Origin of the sequence: Enterobacter sp. WP_7_1 (assembly GCF_003688535.1) — a bacterium.
In the GTDB taxonomy this organism is placed as follows: Bacteria; Pseudomonadota; Gammaproteobacteria; order Enterobacterales; family Enterobacteriaceae; genus Enterobacter; species Enterobacter asburiae.
Genome location: NZ_REFK01000005.1, coordinates 1 through 16,667, shown reverse-complemented (window position 1 = coordinate 16,667; position 16,667 = coordinate 1). Strand labels below are relative to the sequence as shown.

Sequence of the window (16,667 nt, the reverse complement as noted above, 5' to 3'; positions counted from 1 at the left end):
GCATGTGCCTCGTAGGTCGGGTAAGCTCAGGCCACCCGACAATAAAAAACCCGCCTCGGCGGGTTTTTTTACATCTGTAGGTTATCAGTTTACCAACGGGATCCGACGATAAAGCTCAATCATATCGCCCGCCAGATCCTGAATGACCATCGCGTTCATCAGGTGATCCTGAGAGTGGACGGTGATCAGGTTAACCGGAAGCTTCCCGGTCCCTTCGTCAAAACCGATAAGCTGAGTCTGGATCGTGTGCGCATGCTTCACATATTCGCGCGACTCTTCCATCGCTTTTTCTGCTTCGTCAAACTCACCTTTACGCGCCATCTGTAACGCCGTCAGGGCCGCACTGCGCGCCGCGCCTGCGTTGACCAGCAGCTCCATGATCGTGGTTTCTAAGTCTTCCATTATGACTCCAGAAGTTTGAGCGCTTTTTCCAGTACGGCATCGCCTTTCATCATGCCGTAATCCATCATGTCGATCACCGCGACCTTTTTACCCAGCGGCTCGGCCTGCGCCTGAAGTTTCGCCTGCTCGTATTTAACCTGTGGCCCCAGCAATACGATGTCGGCCGTCGCGATGTTGTCTTTAAACTCCGCAACCGGAACGGCTTTAATGGTGACTTCAACCCCTTTTTTCTGCGCGGCGTCTTTCATACGTTGAACCAGCATGCTGGTTGACATCCCCGCTGCACAGCATAAAACGATGTTCTTCATAATCAGCCTCGATCTACATGTGTTTATTGATAATTATCCCGTGCAGAGCGCTTCAACAACCGGTTTACCGCGATTGTGTGTCAGGCATCACAAAGAAACCGGTGATTTTCTGAAACCGGTTACAATTTTACATTGTCGGATACCCGGCCCGTGGAAACGGGCAGGGTGAAAGAGGGAGGATTAGCTGATGGACGTTCGGTTAATGCGGTTTTTGCCCTGCTGTTTGGCGCTGTAGAGGGCGTTATCAACGCTTCCGACAAATTGCTCCAGCGGTTCAAAATGCCACTCCCCAAGACCGCCGCTGAACGTAACCCGCAGGTTTTCTTCTCGCCAGACGCGTTTTTCAACTGCGGTACGCCAGGCTTCCAGCAATGAGAGCGCAGACGTCATCTGCTCAGCCTGGAAAATTACCGCAAACTCTTCTCCACCGTACCGGTAAAGCGAGACGTGATGTGGCTGCATGATCTGGATCCCTTCGCGGGCCACGTTGCGCAGAACGATATCACCGGTCAGGTGGCCCAGCGTGTCGTTAATCGACTTGAAGTTATCAATGTCCACCAGCGCCATCGCGAACGGCTGCTGGGCATTCAGCAGCTCCGCGATATCACTATCGAACGCGCGGCGGTTTTTACAGCCCGTCAGCGCATCGTGAGTGGCCTGGCGCACATAGGCCATCTCACGCTCTTTGTTGGACTGGATAGTGTGGCTCAGCATCGCTTCCAGCCGCGGCGCCTCGCTGACGTTGCCGGTTTTGATGGCATTGATAATGTGCATCAGCACGCTACGCGAGGCGTGGCGGAGGTATAAGCCGAAGAGGATGATGATGATGGCCGCCAGCGCAAACCCCCAGCCAACAATCGTCGTTTCGTGGCGGGTGATATCGGTGAGCGTCTCGTCAGAGACCCGGTAGATGACAAACCAGTCTGGATTGGTAAACGAGTAGTAGTAATACCAGGCGTTGCTTTTCTTGTCGTAAAGGTGGCCTTCGCCGCTGGTCATTTTGTCCATCAGCGCTTCGCTCACGTACTGTTTGAAGAGCGCGCCGGTATCCGGGTGAAGCACAACGGCGCCGTCGCGTTCGACGACGAAGAATTCCCCCTGAACGGGCGCCACCATCTGACGCAGTGTAAAGCCCATTGACGTCAAGTCGAGATGAAACGCGATCGTTCCCTTCAGTCTGCCTTCGGGTGAAATTAAGGGTTTATAAAGTGTGACCGTCGGATGGCCGGTGAAGTAGTCCATGTACGGGCGAGTATAGTGGCTGAAGATACTGGCTTCGGCCTGAGCGACAAACCACGGCCGCTTCCGGGGATCGAAGGTTTTACTCTTCTCCGTGGGGAGCACTTCCGGCGCGCGGAGATAATGCCCCTGCGTGTCCGCCAGCGAGATGGAGGATACGGTCGGCATCAGGTTTTGCAAATGCATCATCATCTGCAGCCCCTGCGTCGGGTTAACGTTGAGCGTCTCGTTTAGCCTGTCGTCACGGGCAAAGTACATCGCGGAACGGCCCAGGATATAGTCGTTTTCACGCAGGATAGATTCGGTGTAGTTCACCGCCAGGTTGTGCGTGAAATTGCTGTTGATCTGGTGATAATCCTCAAGAAAATCTTTTCGTTGCGAAAGCGTCACCGCGATCGCGATCACCGCAAAACTGCAGAGGATCCCCGCGAAGCTAAGCATGATTGGCCGGGTAAAAGAGAGCTTTTTGCTGTGAAGTGCCATGAGCTGTACATCGTTCCTGATGGTGAATACTTTTCGTCTGCCGATATCCTCTCAGCATAGTCGCTGTCCTGCGGTTAGCGGTGAATTATACGGCACACGATTTCTGGCGGGATGATTTATCTTAAGAACCATTAAGAAAATACTTATTCAACTTGCCAGGAGCCGTTTGTGCAATGAACCAGAGGCAGGGCGAAACGAGGAAGAAGCTTTTCGCCCTGGTCAGCATCCGTTGCTGACCGTGTGACAATAAAAAACCGGACGATCGATGACAATCATCCGGTTTTGCCTTTTCGTAGCGCCTCGACAATTTTTTATGAAGTTGCAGCGCTTTTCAACGTCATTGCGAGGTTCTTCCCAGCCAGCTGTCCCAGTCTTTCCAAACGGGCTGAAGACCCTGCGCCGTCAGGGCGGCGGCGACCACTTCCGGACGTCGTCCGTCATGGGGCACAAACTGCTCCAGCTCCGGACGATCGTCGGCGTAGCCGCCAGGCTGCGTTTTGGAAAACGCGCTGACGTTGTTAATAGCCAGCGGGATAACGCGATCGCGAAACGCCGGGGACTCACGCGTTGAGAGCGATAATTCCACTTCCGGGGCGAGCAGGCGAAACGCGCAGATGGTCTGCACCAGCTGGCGTTCATCCATCAGCGAAGCCGGTTCAATCCCGCCCGCGCAAGGTCTAAGGCGCGGGAAGGAGATGGAATAACGGCTCTGCCAGTAGTGCTGCTGGAGCCACAGCAAATGTTCCGCCACCATATAACAATCCACCCGCCAGCTGTCAGAGAGCCCGATCAGCGCGCCCAGACCGATTTTGTCGATGCCCGCGCGACCCAGCCTGTCCGGCGTTTCCAGGCGAAAAAAGAAATCCTGTTTCTTGCCCTTCAGGTGGTGCCGGGCGTACGTCGCCTCGTGGTAGGTTTCCTGATAGACCATGACCCCGTCCAGCCCGAGGGTTTTGAGCTCCGCGTACTCCTCCTGCGCCAGGGGCTGCACTTCCATCTGCAGCGACGCAAACTGACGACGAATGGCGGGAAGGTGCTGACGGAAATAGTCCATTCCCACCTTTCCCTGATGTTCGCCCGTGACCAGCAGAAGATGTTCAAAGCCCATTTCACGAATAGCCGCGCACTCGCGGGCAATCTCACCTTCATCGAGCGTTTTACGCTTGATGCGGTTGCTCATGGAAAAACCGCAGTAGGTGCAGTCATTGGCGCACAGGTTTGAGAGATAAAGCGGCACGTAGAAGCTCACCGTGTTGCCAAAACGCTGGCGGGTGAGCCGCTGTGCTCGCTGGGCCATCGGTTCGAGGTATGCGCTGGCCGCCGGGGAGAGCAGAGCCATCAGATCCTCGCGGGTCAGATGGCGGGCATTCAGCGCGCGCTCCACGTCAGCCGCCGTTTTGCTGTTGATGCGCAGGGCAATGTCGTCCCAGCTAAGCTGCCGCCAGCGCTCGGTAAACGTGCTCATGAGATCGCCTCCAGAAAACCGGTCAGCGGGCTGGTGGCCTGGGCCTGGAAACTGCGCGATCCGGGGCCGGACTCCCTTGCCAGCAGGCCAGCCTCTACGGCCATGCGGAACGCACGCGCCATCATGACCGGATCGTCGGCAACCGCGATGGCCGTATTGACCAGCACCGCGTCGGCACCCATTTCCAGCGCCTGCGCGGCATGGCTGGGCACGCCGATGCCCGCATCAACCACCACCGGCACGGTAGCCTGCTCAATAATGATTTCCAGCATCGCGCGGGTTTCCAGCCCCTGGTTGGAGCCAATGGGGGCGCCCAGAGGCATGACGGCGGCGCAGCCGACCTCTTCCAGCCGTTTGCACAGGACAGGGTCGGCGCCGCAGTAAGGCAGGACGGTAAACCCTTGCTGCACCAGCTTTTCAGCCGCTTTCAGCGTTTCGATGGGGTCGGGGAGCAGCCAGCGGGCGTCAGGATGAATTTCCAGCTTCAGCCAGCGGGTGCCGAGCGCCTCGCGGGCCAGCTGCGCGGCGAAAATCGCCTCTTCGGCCGTTTTGGCACCGGAGGTGTTGGGCAGCAGCGTGACGCCAGCCTCCAGTAAAGGCGCCAGAATAGCATCGCTGTGATGACGTAGATCCACGCGCTTGAGCGCCAGCGTCACCAGCTGGCTGCCGCTTTCGCGAATGGCATCCACCATCAGCTGCGGCGAGGCGAATTTTCCGGTTCCGGTAAACAGATGTGAATCAAAGACTTTATCGGCAATACGTAACATCTCAGCCCCCTGCGATAACCTGAAACAGCAGGATCTGGTCGCCGTCATTGACCTGCTGATGTTCCCACTGCTCGCGCGGCAGGATCTGTTGATTGAGCGCCAGCGCCGTTCCCGGCTTCAGCTGACGCAGCTTGTCGAGCAGTACCGCAACGGTGAGCCCGTCGTCGCATCTCATCAGCTCATCGTTAAACAGAATGCGCATCGCGGCCTCCGCATACCGGGCAGCGGCTGGCGCGGTGTAGGGCCAAATGGCGCCAGCCGCTGGAGCGGGCATCAAACAGCCGCAGCGTATTGCGTTCCGTCTCCATGCCGCTGAGCAGCTTGATGGCTTCCAGCGCCTGCATTGTGCCCATTACGCCGACCACCGGACCAAGAATGCCCGCCGTACGGCAGTTGCGCGCCGGCTCTGCATCATCCGGCCACAGGCAGCGATAGCAGCCCTGCGACCACGGCGGGGTCAGGACCATCATCTGTCCGCCGAACCCCACCGCGCTGGCGGTGATAAGCGGCGTATTACTTGCCACGCAGGCGGCGTTAATCGCCTGGCGCGTCGCCATGTTGTCCGTGCAGTCCAGCACCACGTCGGCAAGGGCGACCTCACGGCGCAGGCTTTCACCGCTGAGCCGATCCTGCAGGGCAATCAGCGCGATATCCGGGTTGAGCTGGTTCAGGCGCTGCCGGGTGACTTGCGCTTTCGGCTGGTTGATATCCTCGGTGGTAAAGAGGATTTGTCGCTGCAGGTTGCTGAGGTGAACCTCGTCGTCGTCGGCCAGCACCAGCGTACCGATACCTGCACCTGCCAGATAAAGCGCGGCGGGCGCGCCTAATCCGCCCAGACCGACAATCAGCACCCGGCTGGCGAGCAGTTTTTGCTGCCCGTCGATGGCGATATCTTCCAGCAGGGTCTGACGGCTGTAGCGCATAAAATCACGATCGTTCATCACCCGCTCCTGCCAGCTGTAACAGCTGTTCGGTGGCGAGACGCCAGTCTGCGGCCTGGGTGATGGCGCTGACGACGGCGATACTGCCGACGCCGGTCTCCAGCACCGCCGGGGCGCGTTCAAGGCTGATTCCGCCAATGGCGACGGTAGGGTAATCGGCAAGGCGTTTCACGTGACTCGCCAGCTGCGTCAGACCCTGCGGTGCGGAGGGCATCTGCTTGGTTTGCGTCGGGAAGACGTGACCCAGCGCGATGTAAGAGGGACGGGCCGCCAGCGCCACGTCGATCTCCATGTCATCGTGCGTTGAAACGCCAAGACGCAACCCGGCTTCGCGGATAGCGCTCAGATCCGTTGTTTCCAGATCCTCCTGACCCAGGTGCACGCCGTACGCCTGGTGCTTAACGGCCAGCCGCCAGTAATCGTTGATAAACAGACGGGCATCGTAGCGACGCCCAAGCGCGATGGCGGCAGCCACATCGGCTTCCACCTCGTCATCGCGTTTATCCTTGATGCGCAGCTGGATCGTTCGAACGCCCGCCTTCAGCAGGCGCTCTATCCACTCCACGCTGTCCACCACCGGATAGAGCCCTAAACGGTAGGGGACGGGCGGGAAATCGGGCTTATACATTACGCCTCCTCTTTTTTGAGGTAGATGTCGCCGCCTCTGGCGCGGAAGGTTTCAGACATGTCCGCCATCCCCACTTCAATGGTCTGCGCGGCGGCGTAGTCGCGCACCTCCTGGCTGATTTTCATCGAGCAGAACTTCGGCCCGCACATAGAGCAGAAGTGCGCGACTTTGCCTGATTCCTGCGGGAGGGTCTCGTCGTGATAGGCGCGCGCGGTGAACGGGTCCAGCGCCAGGTTGAACTGGTCTTCCCAGCGGAATTCAAAGCGCGCCTTCGACATGGCGTTATCGCGGATTTGCGCGCCCGGGTGGCCTTTGGCCAGATCCGCCGCGTGGGCGGCAATTTTGTAGGTGATCAGCCCCTGCTTCACATCCTCTTTGTTTGGCAGGCCGAGGTGCTCTTTCGGCGTCACGTAGCAGAGCATGGCGCAGCCGAACCAGCCGATCATCGCCGCCCCAATGCCTGACGTGAAGTGGTCATAGCCCGGCGCAATATCGGTGGTCAACGGCCCCAGGGTATAGAACGGCGCTTCGTGGCAGTGCTCCAGCTCCTCGGTCATGTTGCGGCGGATCATCTGCATCGGCACGTGGCCCGGGCCTTCAATCATCACCTGCACGTCATACTCCCAGGCGATTTTGGTCAGTTCGCCCAGCGTGTGCAGCTCGGCAAACTGCGCTTCGTCGTTGGCGTCGCGGATCGAGCCCGGGCGCAGGCCGTCGCCCAGCGACAGAGAGACATCGTACGCGGCGCAGATTTCGCAAATTTCGCGGAAGTGCTCGTAGAGGAAGTTTTCCTGATGATGTGACAGGCACCACTTCGCCATGATGGAACCGCCGCGCGAGACGATGCCGGTCAGACGCTTCGCGGTCATCGGCACGTAGCGCAGCAGCACGCCCGCGTGAATGGTGAAGTAGTCCACGCCCTGCTCGGCCTGCTCCAGCAGCGTGTCGCGGAACGCTTCCCAGGTGAGGTCTTCGGCAATGCCGTTGACCTTTTCCAGCGCCTGGTAAATCGGGACGGTGCCAATCGGTACCGGGCTGTTACGCAGGATCCACTCGCGGGTTTCGTGAATATAGCGGCCGGTGGAGAGGTCCATTACCGTGTCCGCACCCCAGCGCGTGGACCAGACCAGCTTTTCCACCTCTTCTTCGATGGAGGAGGTGACGGCCGAGTTACCGATGTTCGCGTTGACCTTCACCAGGAAGTTGCGGCCGATAATCATCGGCTCGGATTCCGGGTGGTTGATGTTGGCAGGGATAATCGCGCGGCCTGCGGCCACTTCGTCACGCACAAACTCCGGCGTGATGTTCTCCGGCAGGCGAGCGCCAAAGCCTTCACCCGGATGCTGATAGCGCAGCACTTCGCTACGGATGCGCTCGCGACCCATGTTTTCGCGGATGGCGATGAACTCCATTTCCGGCGTGACGATGCCCTGGCGCGCGTAGTGCAGCTGGGTCACGCATTTGCCCGCCTTAGCGCGTTTTGGCGTCAGCAGGCCGGTAAAGCGCAGCTCGTCCAGGCCGTCGTCGGCCAGGCGCTCTTTGGTGTAGGCAGAGCTGAGTACGCTCAGTTCTTCGCAGTCGTTGCGCGCATCAATCCACGGCTGGCGAAGCTTAGCCAGACCCTGCTGGACGTTGATGGCAACATCAGGGTCACCGTACGGGCCGGAGGTGTCGTACACCGGCACGGCTTCGTTGTCTTCATACTGGGGGTTATCTTTGCTGCCGCCGATAAGCGTCGGGCTGAGCTGAATTTCGCGCATTGGGACGCGGATATCGGCCTGCGAGCCGGAAATGTAGATGCGTTTCGAGTTCGGGAAAGCGGTGCCTTCCAGCGTGTCGATGAAGTGTTGGGCCTGTGCGCGCTGTTCGCGGCGGGTCAGTTTTGCAGTAGACATAGCTCATTCCAAAAGTGAAGGACATGGCTTGTCAGACGACGGATGAAGCAAGAGAGGATCGCCCTCAGGCGATACAACAGCAGTGTGACTCTTGTTCCCTTCGCAGGTATTAGCCTGATCAGGTTCCGCGGATCCCGAATTAACGGTCTCAGCCCGCGCTTTCAGGCGCTGGGCACTCCGACAAGAAAAATCCCCCTCGTGAGAGGGGCGAATGGTTGTAAATTACTCGTTAACGATGAAGAACTCAAGCAGGGCGCGCGACGTTCTCTTCGCTACTGATGTTCAAATCATTGTCCAGAACGAGGGCGATCAGCTTATCTTCCAGCGTGAATCGCTCTTCCAGCGCTTCACCGAGGTCGGATAGCGCCCGCTGGAACTCAAGATAGTTATCGTGGTCGATAGCGTTCTCGAGCGCGGAATCATAGTAATCCATGATCTGCTGGGTGTTGGCTTCCAGCAGCGGATAGAGCTTGCTGGCCGCTAAATACGGTGTTGTCCCTTCCATTTCGCGGATAATGCGTTCATAAATATTGAAATGGCCGTCGGACAGATAGTCGACCAGGCCCTGACAAAAATCATCCAGCGCTTTTTCATTCAGTCGCATAAACGATTCTTTGCCAGGCTTAATACCGACCAGATTGTAATAAGCCACGAGTAGATGCTTGCGTACATGTAGCCAGCGATCCACCAGTTTGTTACTTCCTCTAACGCGCTCAGTCAGGCTTTCCAGCTGGTTTAACATGGTCGACTCCGCAAAATGTAGGATTGAATCTGCTTATCCAGAATGTAACCACAATGCTAACAACATGTCAGTGAAGCGAAGGTAGTGCAATAGATATGGATCGTATTATTGAAAAATCAGATCTTGGTTGGTGGATCGTCAGTCACGAACAAAAATTATGGCTTCCTGCCGGGGAAATTCCCTATGGCGCAGCTGAGGCGTTCGATCTCGTTGGCCAGCCAGCGCTACAGATCGGCGAGTGGCAGGGTGAACCCGTGTGGTTGATCCAACAGTCCCGCCGCCAGGATATGGGATCCGTGCGCCAGGTGCTGGATCTGGACGTAGGGCTGTTCCAGCTGGCGGGGCGCGGCGTGCAGCTGGCAGAGTTTTACCGCTCGCATAAATACTGCGGCTACTGCGGTCATACCATGCGCCCGAGCAAAACCGAGTGGGCGATGCTCTGCAGCCACTGCCGCGAGCGCTACTATCCGCAGATTGCGCCGTGCATCATCGTCGCTATCCGCCGGGAGGATTCCATCCTGCTGGCGCAGCATACCCGCCATCGCAATGGTATTCACACCGTGCTGGCCGGCTTCGTCGAGGTGGGCGAAACGCTGGAGCAGGCTGTGGCGCGCGAGGTAATGGAGGAGAGCGGAATCAAAGTGAAGAACCTGCGCTACGTCACCTCCCAGCCGTGGCCGTTCCCGCAGTCGCTGATGACGGCATTTATGGCCGAATACGACAGCGGCGAGATCGTTATCGACCAGAAAGAGCTGCTGGACGCGAGCTGGTATCGCTACGACGATTTACCGCTGTTGCCTCCGCCGGGCACTGTGGCGCGTCGGCTGATAGAAGATACCGTGGCGATGTGTCGGGCCGAGTATGAGTAGTGTTACACTGAGGCCATGACGCTTAAGGAACTGCAAAAATGACCGAACTGAAGAACGATCGTTATCTGCGTGCGCTGCTGCGCCAGCCCGTTGATGTCACCCCGGTGTGGATGATGCGCCAGGCGGGACGCTATCTCCCGGAGTACAAAGCCACGCGCGCGCAGGCGGGCGATTTTATGTCGCTGTGCAAAAACGCCGAGCTGGCCTGCGAAGTGACGCTCCAGCCGCTGCGCCGCTTCCCGCTGGATGCTGCGATCCTCTTCTCGGATATTTTGACCATTCCGGATGCAATGGGCCTTGGCCTGTACTTCGAAACCGGTGAAGGCCCGCGTTTCACCTCCCCAATCAAAAGTAAAGCCGACGTGGATAAGCTGCCGATCCCCGATCCGGAAGGCGAGCTGGGCTACGTGATGAACGCCGTACGCACCATTCGCCGCGAGCTGAAAGGTGAAGTGCCGCTGATTGGCTTCTCCGGCAGCCCGTGGACGCTGGCGACCTATATGGTTGAAGGGGGCAGCAGCAAAGCCTTTACCATGATTAAAAAGATGATGTACGCCGAGCCGCTGGCCCTGCATGCGCTGCTCGACAAGCTGGCGAAGAGCGTCACCCTCTATCTGAACGCGCAGATTAAAGCCGGTGCGCAGTCGGTGATGATTTTCGATACCTGGGGCGGCGTGCTGACCGGGCGCGATTATCAGCAGTTCTCCCTGTATTACATGCACAAAATCGTCGACGGCCTGCTGCGTGAAAACGAAGGCCGCCGCGTGCCGGTGACGCTGTTCACCAAAGGTGGCGGTCAGTGGCTGGAAGCGATGGCGGCAACCGGCTGCGACGCGCTGGGCCTCGACTGGACCACTGATATTGCCGATGCCCGCCGCCGCGTGGGCGACAAAGTGGCGCTGCAGGGCAATATGGACCCGTCCATGCTCTATGCGCCGCCAGCCCGCATTGAAGAAGAAGTGTCGACTATACTGTCTGGTTTCGGCCAGGGTGAAGGCCACGTCTTTAACCTCGGCCACGGTATTCATCAGGATGTGCCGCCAGAACACGCAGGCGTATTTGTGGAGGCGGTGCGTCGGCTTTCTGCCCAGTATCACAAATAAGGAGTGATTATGGATCTCGCGTCGCTACGCGCTCAACAAATCGAACTGGCCTCATCGGTGATCCGCGAGGATCGTCTGGATAAAGATCCTCCGCAGTATATTGGCGGAGCAGACGTCGGATTCGAGCAGGGTGGGGAAGTGACGCGAGCGGCGATGGTGGTACTGAAATACCCTTCGCTTGAGCTGGTGGAGTACAAGGTAGCGCGTATCGCGACCACCATGCCGTACATTCCGGGCTTTCTCTCCTTCCGCGAATATCCCGCGCTGCTGGCAGCGTGGGAGCAACTCTCGCAAAAACCTGACCTGCTGTTTGTCGATGGACACGGTATCTCACACCCGCGCCGTTTAGGCGTTGCCAGCCATTTTGGGCTGCTGGTGGATGTGCCGACCATTGGCGTCGCCAAGAAACGCCTGTGCGGCGCGTTTGAACCTCTTTCTGCCGAGCCGGGCGCGCTGGCGCCGCTTATCCATAAAGGTGAGCAGCTAGCGTGGGTCTGGCGCAGCAAGGCTCGGTGTAACCCGCTCTTTATCGCCACCGGGCACCGGGTGAGCATGGACAGCGCCCTGGCGTGGGTGCAGCGTTGCATGAAGGGCTACCGCTTGCCGGAGCCGACGCGCTGGGCAGATGCCGTGGCCTCTTCGCGTCCGGCTTTTGTTCGTTGGCAGGAAATTCAGCGATGATTCAGGTAAACTGCGCCTAATTTTCGATTCGAGAGATCATCATGCTACAAAACCCGATTCACCTGCGCCTTGAGAAAGTTGAAAGCTGGCAGCACGTGACGTTTATGGCTTGCCTGTGCGAGCGCATGTATCCCAACTATGCCGCGTTCTGTAAGGAGACGGGCTTTGGTGATGGCCATATCTACCGCCGCATTCTGGATCTGATCTGGGAAACGCTGACGGTGAAAGACGCGAAGGTGAACTTCGACTCCCAGCTGGAAAAGCTGGAAGAGGCGATTCCGGCTGCGGATGATTTTGACCTGTACGGTGTCTACCCGGCGATTGATGCCTGCGTGGCGTTAAGCGAACTGCTCCACTCCCGTCTGAGCGGTGAAACGCTGGAGCACGCTATTGAAGTCAGTAAGGCATCCATTACGACCGTCGCGATGCTGGAAATGACCCAGGAAGGTCGCGAGATGACCGACGAAGAGTTGCGTGCGAACCCGGCGGTTGAGCAAGAATGGGACATTCAGTGGGAAATTTTCCGCCTGCTGGCAGAGTGCGAAGAACGCGATATTGAGCTGATAAAAGGGCTGCGCGCGGACTTACGAGAGGCTGCTGAGAGCAATATTGGTATAATTTTTAACCAATGAGACAAGAAAACTTGAGATAACGCCCGTTTTGTCGCTCCTCGACTCTTCCCTTTCGCCCCTTGTCTGGTCTACATTTGGGGGGCGAAAAAAAGTGGCTATCGGTGCGTGTATGCAGGAGAGTGCTTTTTTGGCATTTTCGTCGCACTCGATGCTTAGCAAGCGATAAACACATTGAAAGGATAACTTATGAACAAGACTCAACTGATTGATGTAATTGCGGACAAGGCTGATCTGTCTAAAGTGCAGGCTAAAGCTGCTCTGGAATCTATCCTGGCTGCTATTACTGAGTCTCTGAAAGAAGGCGATGCTGTGCAACTGGTTGGTTTCGGTACCTTCAAAGTGAACCACCGCGCTGAGCGTACTGGCCGCAACCCGCAGACCGGTAAAGAAATCAAAATCGCCGCAGCTAACGTGCCGGCATTTGTTTCTGGTAAAGCACTGAAAGACGCTGTTAAGTAAGACGCGTGGCAGTGAACAGTTTTAGCGAAGGGGCGGTAACGCCCCTTTTGTCTTTCTGGCGTGGAACGCTCGCGCTGGCAGGCATGCTGCTGCTGTCAGCCTGCAGCCACGACACCTCCCTGCCACCGTTTACCGCCAGCGGCTACGCGGACAACCAGGGGGCGGTCAGGATCTGGCGCAAAGATTCCGGCGGCGAAGTGCATCTGCTTTCTGCCTTCAGCCCGTGGCATAACGGCAATACGTCGACGGCGGAATATCGCTGGCAGGGAGATGACCTGTCGCTGATTGAACTGAACGTCTACAGCAAGACCCCCGAACACGTGAAAGTGCGTTTTGACGACCATGGCGAGCTGAGCTTTATGCAGCGCGAAGTCAGCGGTCAAAAACAGCAGCTTTCCAGCGATCAAATCGCCCTCTACCGATATCGTGCCGAACAAATCCGCCAGACCAGCGATGCGCTTCGTCTGGGACGCGTTGTGCTGCGCCAGGGGCGCTGGCATGCCGATGGGACGGTGACAACCTGCGAAGGACAGACGGTCAAGCCCGAGCTCGAATCCTGGGCAACAGAACACATACAACGCCGTCAGCGTCATTCATCAATGGAGGTGAGTGTGGCGTGGCTGGAAGCGCCGGAAGGCTCTCAGCTGCTGCTGGTGGCGAACGAAGACTTCTGCACCTGGCAGCCGACAGAGAAGAGTTTTTGATTTAAGTACCCTCTCCCTTGAGGGAGAGGGTTAGAGTGAGGGTGTGAAATTACTCGCCCTGCTCACGCGCAATCGCACGATAACCGATATCCTGACGGCTAAAGCTGCCGTTCCAGTGAATATCCGCCATCAGCGCATAGGCGCGTTTCTGCGCTTCCGCCACGGTATGGCCCAGCGCGGTTGCACACAGCACGCGTCCGCCGTTGGTGAGGACGCGATCGTCGTCAGCCAGCTTCGTACCCGCATGGAACACCTTCGCACCTTCAATCTCTTCCAGCGGCAGGCCGTGGATTTCATCCCCGGTGTTGTAGTTGCCCGGATAACCACCTGCAGCAATCACCACGCCCAGAGACGCACGCTCGTCCCACTCTGAGGTTTTCTCGTCGAGCTTGCCTTCGCAGGCTGCCAGACACAGTTCCACCAGATCGGATTTCATGCGCAGCATGATGGGCTGCGTTTCCGGATCGCCAAAGCGGCAGTTGAATTCGATGACCTTAGGGTTACCCTGCTTGTCGATCATCAGACCCGCATAGAGGAAACCGGTGTAGGTGTTGCCTTCCGCCGCCATCCCTTTCACGGTTGGCCAAATGACGCGATCCATGGTGCGCTGGTGTACTTCATCAGTCACTACCGGAGCAGGGGAGTAAGCGCCCATTCCGCCGGTATTCGGGCCGGTATCGCCATTGCCCACACGTTTGTGGTCCTGGCTGGTGGCCATCGGCAGAACGTGCTCGCCGTCGACCATCACGATAAAACTCGCTTCTTCACCGTCGAGGAACTCTTCGATCACGATGCGGTGGCCCGCATCGCCAAAGGCGTTGCCCGCCAGCATATCCTGAACCGCGGCTTCGGCTTCTTCGAGGGTCATCGCGACGATAACGCCTTTACCAGCGGCCAGACCGTCGGCCTTGATAACAATCGGCGCGCCTTTTTCACGTAAATAGGCCAGGGCTGGCTCCACTTCGGTGAAGTTCTGATATTCCGCCGTCGGGATGTTGTGACGCGCGAGGAAATCTTTGGTGAAGGCTTTGGAGCCTTCCAGCTGCGCGGCGCCTTCCGTTGGCCCGAAGATGGTCAGACCTGCCGCGCGGAACGCATCCACCACGCCAATCACCAGCGGCGCTTCCGGGCCGACTATGGTCAGATCGATTTTCTCGCTCTGGGCAAAGCTCAGCAGCGCCGGGATATCGGTCACGCCGATAGCCACGTTTTGCAGCGCGGGTTCCAGCGCGGTACCGGCGTTGCCCGGTGCTACGAATACTGTTTTCACCAGCGGAGACTGCGCCGCTTTCCACGCCAGAGCGTGCTCGCGTCCGCCGTTACCAATCACTAATACTTTCATTTTCTGCTCCGGGAATTAATGGCGGAAGTGGCGCATGTCGGTGAAGATCATCGCAATGCCGTGTTCGTCGGCAGCGGCAATCACTTCGTCGTCGCGAATTGAGCCGCCAGGCTGGATCACACAGGTAATGCCCACTGCAGCCGCCGCGTCGATACCGTCACGGAACGGGAAGAAGGCGTCAGAAGCCATGGCGGAGCCTTTTACTTCCAGACCTTCATCGCCTGCTTTAATGCCCGCGATTTTCGCGGAGTAAACGCGGCTCATCTGGCCTGCGCCTATCCCGATGGTCATGTTCTCTTTCGCGTAGACGATGGCGTTGGATTTGACGAACTTCGCGACCTTCCAGCAGAACAGCGCGTCACGCAGTTCCTGTTCGGTCGGTTGACGTTTGGTTACCACGCGCAGGTCAGCTTCTGTCACCATACCCAGATCGCGGTCCTGAACCAGCAGGCCGCCGTTCACACGCTTGAAGTCCAGGGCCGGCACGCGTTCTGCCCACTGGCCGCAAACCAGCACGCGTACGTTCTGTTTTGCCGCGGTGATTTTCAGCGCCTCTTCGGATGCGGATGGCGCGATGATCACTTCAACGAACTGGCGGGAGATGATGGCCTGTGCGGTTTCAGCATCCAGCTCGCGGTTGAAGGCGATAATGCCGCCGAACGCGGAGGTCGGGTCGGTTTTATAGGCGCGATCGTAGGCGTCCAGAATAGAGGTGCTCACGGCAACGCCGCATGGGTTCGCGTGCTTAACGATAACGCAGGCCGGCTCGCTGAACTCTTTCACGCATTCCAGCGCGGCGTCGGTGTCAGCAATGTTGTTATAGGAGAGCGCTTTGCCCTGAACCTGCTGGGCTGTCGCAACAGAGGCTTCTTTTACTTCTTCTTCTATATAGAAGGCTGCCTGCTGGTGGCTGTTCTCGCCGTAACGCATATCCTGCTTCTTAATGAAGTTCAGGTTCAGGGTGCGCGGGAAGCGGCCAGAAGGATCTTTGCTTTCACCGTGGTAGGCAGGCACCAGGCTACCGAAGTAGTTGGCGATCATGCTGTCGTACGCCGCGGTGTGCTCGAAGGCTTTGATGGCGAGGTCGAAACGCGTTTCCAGAGTCAGTGACCCTTCGTTGGCATCCATCTCATTAATAATGGTTTCGTAATCGCTGCTCTTTACGACGATGGCCACATCTTTATGGTTCTTGGCCGCGGAGCGCACCATGGTTGGGCCGCCGATATCAATATTCTCTACGGCATCTTCCAGAGAACAGCCTTCGCGGGCTACGGTCTGGGCAAACGGGTAGAGGTTAACGACAACCATGTCGATTGGGGCGATGTCATGCTGTTCCATAATGGCGTCGTCCTGACCGCGACGGCCAAGAATACCGCCGTGCACTTTCGGGTGCAGAGTTTTGACGCGTCCATCCATCATTTCCGGGAAACCGGTGTAATCGGACACTTCGGTTACCGGCAGACCTTTATCTGCTAACAGGCGAGCGGTACCGCCTGTAGAAAGCAGCTCCACACCGCGTGCGGAAAGTGCCTGAGCGAATTCGACGATACCGGCTTTATCAGAAACACTGAGCAGAGCGCGGCGGACTGGACGACGTTGTTGCATGGTAAATCCCCTGGATTTCACGATTACAGAGAGCGTTAGATGAATTTTCCTGCGAAAAACTCATCTAACACACCTGACGGGGCATCCTTATTAAGCGCGAGCATTTTAACGAAAACGTTTGCGCAACGCTCGCACATTTTCACTTTTTCGTATCATTGTGGATAAGTCTGTGTGTAAACAGGTATAAGGCGGGGTTTTGCTGTGGAATGCAGCAGTCAGTCATTTTTCTGTCATTTAGCGGTTGCGGCCTGCTGATAACTCCCTATAATGCGCCTCCATCGACACGGCGGATGTGAATCACTTCACAAACAAGCGGTTCGGTTGAAGAGAAAAAATCCTGAAATAACGGGTTGACTCTGAAAGAGGAAAGCGTAATATACGCCACCTCGCAACGGTGAGCGA

Annotated in this window: 18 protein-coding genes and 1 riboswitch; of the genes, 6 read left to right on the top strand and 12 right to left on the bottom strand. The window is 57.6% G+C overall.

Annotation, left to right across the window (positions count from 1 at the left end):
• Positions 1-84: 84 nt before the first annotated feature.
• The 10 genes from BJ885_RS18690 to BJ885_RS18645 all read right to left on the bottom strand — a co-directional run bounded on the left by BJ885_RS18690 (position 85) and on the right by BJ885_RS18645 (position 8,870).
• On the bottom strand, positions 85-402 hold the full coding sequence (locus BJ885_RS18690; RefSeq protein ID WP_033146992.1) for a PTS lactose/cellobiose transporter subunit IIA: 318 nt from the start codon (positions 400-402) through the stop codon (positions 85-87).
• Positions 402-710: a PTS sugar transporter subunit IIB gene (locus BJ885_RS18685; RefSeq protein ID WP_023334100.1), complete on the bottom strand. Its 309-nt coding sequence runs from the start codon at positions 708-710 to the stop codon at positions 402-404. The genes BJ885_RS18690 and BJ885_RS18685 overlap by 1 nt, the downstream gene beginning before the upstream one ends.
• Before the next feature lie 180 nt (positions 711-890).
• Positions 891-2,432: a sensor domain-containing diguanylate cyclase gene (locus BJ885_RS18680; RefSeq protein WP_121932626.1), complete on the bottom strand. Its 1,542-nt coding sequence runs from the start codon at positions 2,430-2,432 to the stop codon at positions 891-893.
• Between the two features lie 337 nt (positions 2,433-2,769).
• A complete protein-coding gene (gene thiH, locus BJ885_RS18675) occupies positions 2,770-3,897 on the bottom strand; it encodes a 2-iminoacetate synthase ThiH (protein ID WP_121932627.1) in 1,128 nt (375 codons plus the stop codon).
• Positions 3,894-4,664, bottom strand: coding sequence for a thiazole synthase (thiG, locus tag BJ885_RS18670; protein ID WP_023334103.1), 771 nt, complete (start codon positions 4,662-4,664; stop codon positions 3,894-3,896). The genes thiH and thiG overlap by 4 nt, the downstream gene beginning before the upstream one ends.
• Position 4,665: 1 nt before the next feature.
• Positions 4,666-4,866, bottom strand: a complete 201-nt coding sequence (gene thiS, locus BJ885_RS18665; protein ID WP_121932628.1) for a sulfur carrier protein ThiS — start codon at positions 4,864-4,866, stop codon at positions 4,666-4,668.
• The gene (locus BJ885_RS18660; protein ID WP_121932629.1) at positions 4,850-5,605 is read right to left on the bottom strand and encodes a HesA/MoeB/ThiF family protein; all 756 of its coding nucleotides are present in this window, start codon (positions 5,603-5,605) and stop codon (positions 4,850-4,852) included. The genes thiS and BJ885_RS18660 overlap by 17 nt, the downstream gene beginning before the upstream one ends.
• Positions 5,592-6,233, bottom strand: a complete 642-nt coding sequence (thiE, locus tag BJ885_RS18655; RefSeq protein WP_121932630.1) for a thiamine phosphate synthase — start codon at positions 6,231-6,233, stop codon at positions 5,592-5,594. Before thiE ends, BJ885_RS18660 begins: the two co-directional genes overlap by 14 nt.
• On the bottom strand, positions 6,233-8,128 hold the full coding sequence (gene thiC / locus BJ885_RS18650; protein ID WP_029742116.1) for a phosphomethylpyrimidine synthase ThiC: 1,896 nt from the start codon (positions 8,126-8,128) through the stop codon (positions 6,233-6,235). The genes thiE and thiC overlap by 1 nt, the downstream gene beginning before the upstream one ends.
• Positions 8,129-8,206: 78 nt before the next feature.
• Positions 8,207-8,318: riboswitch (TPP riboswitch) on the bottom strand.
• Between the two features lie 54 nt (positions 8,319-8,372).
• The gene (locus tag BJ885_RS18645) at positions 8,373-8,870 is read right to left on the bottom strand and encodes an Rsd/AlgQ family anti-sigma factor (protein ID WP_029742117.1); all 498 of its coding nucleotides are present in this window, start codon (positions 8,868-8,870) and stop codon (positions 8,373-8,375) included.
• Positions 8,871-8,965: 95 nt separating this feature from the next.
• On the opposite strand from BJ885_RS18645, the gene nudC reads away from it, so the two are divergent.
• From nudC to BJ885_RS18615, 6 genes are all read left to right on the top strand, one after another.
• Complete coding sequence (nudC, locus tag BJ885_RS18640; RefSeq protein ID WP_038417713.1) at positions 8,966-9,739, top strand: NAD(+) diphosphatase; 774 nt, start codon at positions 8,966-8,968, stop codon at positions 9,737-9,739.
• 38 nt (positions 9,740-9,777) lie between these two features.
• Positions 9,778-10,842, top strand: a complete 1,065-nt coding sequence (gene hemE / locus BJ885_RS18635; protein ID WP_121932631.1) for a uroporphyrinogen decarboxylase — start codon at positions 9,778-9,780, stop codon at positions 10,840-10,842.
• A 9-nt stretch (positions 10,843-10,851) separates the two neighbouring features.
• The gene (nfi, locus tag BJ885_RS18630) at positions 10,852-11,523 is read left to right on the top strand and encodes a deoxyribonuclease V (RefSeq protein WP_023309979.1); all 672 of its coding nucleotides are present in this window, start codon (positions 10,852-10,854) and stop codon (positions 11,521-11,523) included.
• Positions 11,524-11,564: 41 nt separating this feature from the next.
• Positions 11,565-12,155: a YjaG family protein gene (locus BJ885_RS18625; RefSeq protein ID WP_029742042.1), complete on the top strand. Its 591-nt coding sequence runs from the start codon at positions 11,565-11,567 to the stop codon at positions 12,153-12,155.
• 186 nt (positions 12,156-12,341) lie between these two features.
• Complete coding sequence (gene hupA, locus BJ885_RS18620) at positions 12,342-12,614, top strand: nucleoid-associated protein HU-alpha (RefSeq protein WP_121932632.1); 273 nt, start codon at positions 12,342-12,344, stop codon at positions 12,612-12,614.
• Positions 12,615-12,625: 11 nt separating this feature from the next.
• Positions 12,626-13,318 carry a DUF1481 domain-containing protein gene (locus tag BJ885_RS18615; protein WP_023309981.1) on the top strand — a complete coding sequence of 231 codons (693 nt, stop codon included), beginning with the start codon at positions 12,626-12,628 and terminating at the stop codon, positions 13,316-13,318.
• A gap of 49 nt (positions 13,319-13,367) precedes the next feature.
• Here the strand turns inward: BJ885_RS18615 and purD are convergent, their stop codons facing one another.
• Positions 13,368-14,660, bottom strand: a complete 1,293-nt coding sequence (gene purD, locus BJ885_RS18610) for a phosphoribosylamine--glycine ligase (protein WP_029742044.1) — start codon at positions 14,658-14,660, stop codon at positions 13,368-13,370.
• Positions 14,661-14,675: 15 nt separating this feature from the next.
• Positions 14,676-16,265 carry a bifunctional phosphoribosylaminoimidazolecarboxamide formyltransferase/IMP cyclohydrolase gene (gene purH / locus BJ885_RS18605; RefSeq protein ID WP_121932633.1) on the bottom strand — a complete coding sequence of 530 codons (1,590 nt, stop codon included), beginning with the start codon at positions 16,263-16,265 and terminating at the stop codon, positions 14,676-14,678.
• Positions 16,266-16,667: the final 402 nt, after the last annotated feature.